The 6,000-nt window shown below is 38.7% G+C and carries 6 protein-coding genes and 1 pseudogene; 3 read left to right on the plus strand and 4 right to left on the minus strand.

Going from position 1 to position 6,000, the window contains the following annotated elements; genetic code table 11:
• Positions 1-137: 137 nt before the first annotated feature.
• From LC605_RS16760 to LC605_RS16770, 3 genes are all read left to right on the plus strand, one after another.
• Complete coding sequence (locus LC605_RS16760; protein ID WP_229548651.1) at positions 138-929, plus strand: IS5 family transposase; 792 nt, start codon at positions 138-140, stop codon at positions 927-929.
• A 935-nt stretch (positions 930-1,864) separates the two neighbouring features.
• Entirely contained in the window at positions 1,865-2,209 is a 345-nt protein-coding gene (locus LC605_RS16765) for a DUF1815 family protein (RefSeq protein ID WP_229548652.1), read from the plus strand.
• Positions 2,210-2,371: 162 nt separating this feature from the next.
• Positions 2,372-2,872 carry a thioesterase family protein gene (locus LC605_RS16770; RefSeq protein ID WP_229548653.1) on the plus strand — a complete coding sequence of 167 codons (501 nt, stop codon included), beginning with the start codon at positions 2,372-2,374 and terminating at the stop codon, positions 2,870-2,872.
• Between the two features lie 48 nt (positions 2,873-2,920).
• On the opposite strand, the gene LC605_RS16775 is transcribed toward LC605_RS16770, so the two are convergent.
• The 4 genes and pseudogenes from LC605_RS16775 to LC605_RS16790 all read right to left on the minus strand — a co-directional run.
• Positions 2,921-3,118 (minus strand): hypothetical protein, encoded by a 198-nt coding sequence (locus LC605_RS16775; protein WP_229548654.1) that lies wholly within the window; start codon positions 3,116-3,118, stop codon positions 2,921-2,923.
• Positions 3,119-3,541: 423 nt separating this feature from the next.
• The gene (locus LC605_RS16780; protein ID WP_229548655.1) at positions 3,542-4,165 is read right to left on the minus strand and encodes a hypothetical protein; all 624 of its coding nucleotides are present in this window, start codon (positions 4,163-4,165) and stop codon (positions 3,542-3,544) included.
• 96 nt (positions 4,166-4,261) lie between these two features.
• A complete protein-coding gene (locus tag LC605_RS16785) occupies positions 4,262-5,557 on the minus strand; it encodes an AAA-like domain-containing protein (RefSeq protein WP_229548656.1) in 1,296 nt (431 codons plus the stop codon).
• Between the two features lie 325 nt (positions 5,558-5,882).
• A pseudogene (locus tag LC605_RS16790) lies at positions 5,883-6,000 on the minus strand (IS630 family transposase); the annotation flags it as partial.

The following is a 6,000-nucleotide window of genomic DNA, read 5'->3' on the forward strand; positions in this document are numbered from 1 at the left end:
AGAAAGACAATTACACGTGAGTGTTGGGCCAATGATTAGGAATTACATTAGAGGATGTTTGAAAAGTCAGCCGAGGGGTAAAAAAGCTCTCTAGGTATAAACTATGAATACGTAGAACACAGCACCGAGAGAGCAACATGAGTAAAGCTTACCCCAGTAATCTGACTCGCGCCCAATATGAATTCCTGAGTGACATGATTCCAGAGTCTAAATCAGGTGGCCGCCCGCGTGAAGTTGATATGTGGGAAGTTTTGAACGCGATCTTCTATGTCCTGCTAGATGGAGTGAGATGGCGATCGCTACCTGGGGACTTTCCGGCTTGGCAAACAGTATACACATATTTTCGTAACTGGCGCAGGGACGGAACTTGGATGAAAATTCATGATAATCTGCGAGAATGGACGAGAATCGAAGAAGAACGCGCTCCAAGTGCGTCAGAAGCCATCATCGATAGTCAAAGTGTCAAAAGTGCGGCAATGGTGAGTCAATCCGTTGGTTTTGATACAGGCAAGAAAATTAAAGGACGCAAGCGGTTTATGACCGTTGATACGTTGGGATTAGTGCTGCAGGTGTTGGTCACTGCCGCCAATGTACCAGAGCGGAATGGCGGCAAACAAGTACTCAAGCGCGTCGAAAAAATGGGTAACAAGGTTTCTCGCTTGACGACCATTTGGGCTGATGGTGGCTTTGATGGTACACCCTTCATGATATGGGTTATGGATGTTTGTCGTTGGATTGTGCAAGTGGTGTTGCGCCCGGAGCAAACTAAGGGGTTTGTCTTGCTCAAAAAGCGATGGGTGGTGGAACGCACGTTTGGTTGGCTAATGGGGTGTCGCCGATTGGTCAGAGATTATGAACTTCTGCCGGAAACATCCGAGACGTTTATTTACCTTGCTATGATTCGCATCATGGTACGGCGACTGGCATAAAATTTGACCCCTAAAAACTTTTCAAACACCCTCTTAAACTATTCGTACTTCTACGGAGAAGCTATAGCGTTTCGTAGACAACCTCATTACGAATTATGAATTAGTTAACCGAGTAATCAATAATAAATAATTACTTATTTTGAATAGATAATCGAAATATATTATATGTGTATTAATTGTGGCAAAACCAAATTATGATAGTCGTTCCAAATTGTTGTGTTTTAGTTGGTATAACTTTTGCAGGAGAGTGTCAAAATAGCTGAAAATATTGCCTAAATGGCAACATTGCTCTGCCGAGTTTAGCTATTGTCAGTGTTGAGTTGATCCGTTGTCAAGCCTACACGGAGACTTGTATATTAATTACGTAAACTTTGTATAAAGGACTATAACCAAGCTAATTTTAGTACGTAATCACGAATTGGGACTCTCATCTGCTCAACTTTATATATATAGGAGGAATGAATTTGGTATAAACAATTATTTGTTTATACGAAAATCTACGTTATAAACATAACTGAGCGAACATTTAAGCAAGATACACTATAACTATGCAAAACTACGCTATGGTCTTCATCAACAGTGTATTTGGCTGCACGTAGCCAATAAAAACCAAATATGTAGCTTTTCTGTACTTGACTAGTGCTAGATTTAAGTTACTCTTAAAGCGGATCGCTTCTTGTAAGAATCTACCGTGACAGGACTATATAAAGATATAGTTAAGTTCAGCAGTTATGTCCGAAATTTTGAATTTGCAAACTGAATAGTTTGATACGGCTCTCAAAACCCCAATCCACTACCCTAAACAAGGTAGTCAATTAACGACTCAATATCATCTGCCTGTTAATTGTAATGAATAGTTTACAATACCAGTGGATGAGAAAATCTAAAGAAAATATAAAAAAAACTCAAATGACTGTGGTGTCTGGAGGATAAAAGTGTTTCTGAGACTGGCACATCAACATCGACAATTCGTCCAAGACTTGGTAATGAACCTGCAAGCCTTGGCGATTGTATTAGAGCGGCGCGGGTATCTTGCGTCCTGTTACACCTGCGGCGACCAAATGAATAGTGCATCATTTATGGTTAGCTTGGGTGATAATCATCTGATTCGGTTTTTAGTGTCCGATTACGGGATTACTTGGACGGAAATGCGGGATGACCGCGAATTAATGAAGCTAGAAGGTGCGGAGGCAATTAGCCAGTTAGACGAACTGGCTAATCTTGTAAAGCAATCTATGCAAACTGATACAGGTTCTAAAACTCTTGCCAAGAAGTATTAAGGTTGCAAAAATCGATCGCAAATTAAAAATTTATTATCGTTAATTGGTAATAGTGGCTTAGTTAGCGATCGCTCTTACCTATTTCATTAGCATTCAGTGATTGGCTCCTCGCTCGCCCATCGCATATTTTTTTTGTATCTGCCAAAACTTAAAAAATTGAAGATGTCAGAAGAAAAACCCAGCCAACCAAAACTACCACCAACTAGCGCTCTTGACAATCCATCAAGTCATGAATTTGGGAATTGGTTTGAATATTCTGTCAGAGTGCAACCTCACCACACGGACTATTCAGGTGTTGTGTGGCACGGTTCTTATGTAGCTTGGATGGAAGAAGCACGCATTGAATGCTTGCGATCTATAGGGATTGAATTTGCTGATTTGGTCGCTATAGGGTGCGATTTACCAGTTGTAGAACTGTCAGTGCGTTATCACCGTTCAATTCAATTGGGTATAGCAGTGGTGGTAAAAACACGTATGGCTGAGGTGACTGGTGTCCGAATCAATTGGGATTACGCCATTGTCTCAACCGATGGACAACAATTGTACGTGACTGCCAAGGTGACTTTAGTCGCTTTAGATCGCGAAAGAGGCAAGATTATGCGTCAGTTGCCAGCGAGTGTTAAGGATGCATTGGCTAAAATTTCAGTATTAAATAATAATTGATCAAAAAATTAATTCGGAATTCGTAATTCTGCATTCATAATTCATTTTTCACTTGCCGATTTGGATCTGCGAGATAGTTTGAGCAAACTGCGTTATATGATTCCAAATATCTTGCGGAGTAACGCCAAAACTGATGTTTAATAAAACAAGGATTGCCGCTATAGTTAATGCACTACTCACGGTTGCCTTTAGCAACTTCCATAATATTATGAATACAATCCAAGCTACAATCAACGTAGCAATCATAATATATAAATTCCTTAACAGTAGCCGTTATTTGAGAACGCGTTTATTCAGAAAATATCAACTTTTATTTTAGTAACAATTACTAGTGCTAAAGCTATTAGACTTAATTTTAAGTAGATACTAAAGCTCAGATTTTTTGTGTAACTGTGCCAATCCCATATTACCTGAAAATGAGACAAAAATGCAGAGCAGAGGCAAGTTATTTGGCAATTTGGCAGAATTACTGGAAAGACTTTTTTAAAGTTTTTGTATCAAAAATAACAAGATACAAGAACTAGATTAGGACTCCCATCTGATTTTTGAAAACATCCTGAGACTGAAAAGGCTGTTGTATCAGGGTTTCATTTGAAATTTTGTTCAGAAATCAGACAGGAGTCCTAATAGTTGCCAAAAAAATCTATTCGGCAACTAGTAACTTGATGATTACTGCATCAACTCGAAGGAGTCAAAAAACTTTCTGACATCACTGACTTGAGGATTTTTATCGCTTCCAACGAAGAGTATATACAACCGTTGATTAACAATAAAAACTCTACCCGTCATAAAAATTCCTTCTTTTTCATCCCACAGCTTAATTTCTCTACCGGGATATGCACCTAGAGTAATATTTTGCTGACTTAATAATTTTTTCCCATCCTCTAACATCCCTTGTAGAGCAGAATCCAATAATTCACTTGAGGGAATCTGAGTCACATCATTGTTAAAGTCAGCATAGCTAACCATATACACATCTGTTCCATCAATACTCAGATACATTTTTACAGACTCAACATTCTCATCCATCTCGCTTTTATCTGGTGTCATGTCTGAGATGTCCCCATTTGGCATGAGAATAGAGGATTTACCTTCATCTGGAGAGAATTCTTTCCATTCTGATGCGATACCTTCGGTGTTGCACGCATCGCAGTTCGCACTTGATGTCGGTAATTGGGTTAGATTTAGATTCTGGCTATTTCTTGCATCAACTTTGGGACTATTGAATGTTGCTGCTGATACCAAAATCAATGCTGCTAGAAGTAATTTGTTGGACTTGATGATTTGTAACATTGAATTGCCTGTTGAACTCGACAATTCCATCATCTACAAGTGATACTTGAGTACAAACTCGCGTTGTAATTGAGTTAATTTAGTTAAATAGTCTTTTTAATGACTGCGAAAATATTGACGGTATAACTCGCATCTCGGCGTTACTTCATCACCTTGTAACTTTACTAATCCTAGACTATATAATTTAAATCTAATAACATTGGGCAAATGTACTGGACTATTACTAGAAGCAACCTTTTGCATTGCATCCCATAATTCTGGTTGTTGCTGCAAAATAGATTCTAGGCGTTGCAGATGTTTACTATAAATACCTTCTGCTGTGGCTGCGGTTTGCAAAAACTCTGCTAAATTGATTTCTTGCCGAGCAATTTTATACAGAGCTAAACGCACTAAAAATGGATGCCCTCCCACCAATCCTGTCAACTTTTCTACCTCTATATCACTCCAATTGAGTTGATGCCGTTGGGCTAAATCCTTTACTTGCTCGTGGCGAAATTCTAGTAATTCCACTGCCAAGCCAACGTTAAATGGTGATTGGTTGATATCTACTGGTACATAAGCTTCGGTGGAATATACTAACACCAATCGAAGTTTTTTCCAGATATCTCGACGTTTGGCTTCTTCGTGTAAAGCGCGTAATAATCCAAAAAAATCCCTGTAGATTTTGGGATATTCAAATAATCTATCGACTGTTTCTAAGCCTAAAACTAACGGTTGGTTTATTTCTGGAAATAAATAGCGCTCAAAGTAATTTTTACAAGTTTTCATATAGCCAAAGCGCTGTCCCGATTTCCAATGCTCATCGAGTTGTTGCAGCAATTTTTCGAGTAATTCTCGATTATTTCCCGCAACTGCTTCGGTGACGGTATCGCAAAACCAGTGCAGAAATTTATTTAAGTCGGAGAAAAACTCCTCTTCTGCTAGCTGAAAATCGATAGCTACTGTTATATTTCCTTGATTTTCTGATTGATGCAGAATCCGCGCTAGGAGTGAAGATTTACCCATCTGCTGCGGTGCTTTGATGCGAATTAGGAAACCTGGTTTTTTGATTTCTTCGTAACAACGCTGTTCGATGGGAGGACGTTCTACATAAAAGGGAGAATCTAATGCTACTTCCCCTTCTGGATATTCAAGTTCGCAAGTAGAGACTAAAGAAGGAGGAAATGATGGAGAATTATTTATTTTTTCTATTTTTTGGGGTTTTTGTGTATGTGTATCTGCGAGTACTTCAAAATCGGCAATTTCCTGAACTTCAAAATCTAATACATTGCAAAATTCTAAAAAGTTGAGGTAGTCAACTGGTTTTCCATTAAGAAAATTGTAAGCTGTTGATTGTTTGCGATCGATTCTCTCAGCTAAATCGATTTGACGGGCAAAGCCCTTTTGTCTCATCCTTTGCTTGACTAGTTTAATGCACTCTGTACGAACTCTGATTCCGCGTGGCATAGCTGAGTCATAAAAACACTACGCAATTTAGCTTACAGGATAAGTATTTATTTGGTAAAGTCAACTTAACGTGAAAAGGGCGGTTAGAAACCGCGTCTACACAGACGAAACCCGCCTGCGCGGGTTAAAAAAATTAATTTTTCTTAGTCCGCGTAGGCGGACTTTGTTTGTATAGCCGCGAATTCTATTCGCCAGGGCTTAAGTTGACACCAATGGCAAGATGCCCACCCCACAAATAGTAGTAATTTATTTGGTAAAGTCAATTAAGTACTTATGCAAAATTAATTACATATTTTTCTCCAAAATCTCGAATGACTTTTTCAACATAGTTAACTAAATTTGACCAACTAGAGTATGCATCTATTTCTATCCATTCATATTTCATAAAA

The sequence above is a fragment of the Nostoc sp. CHAB 5836 genome (assembly GCF_020829445.1).
GTDB lineage: Bacteria > Cyanobacteriota > Cyanobacteriia > Cyanobacteriales > Nostocaceae > Nostoc.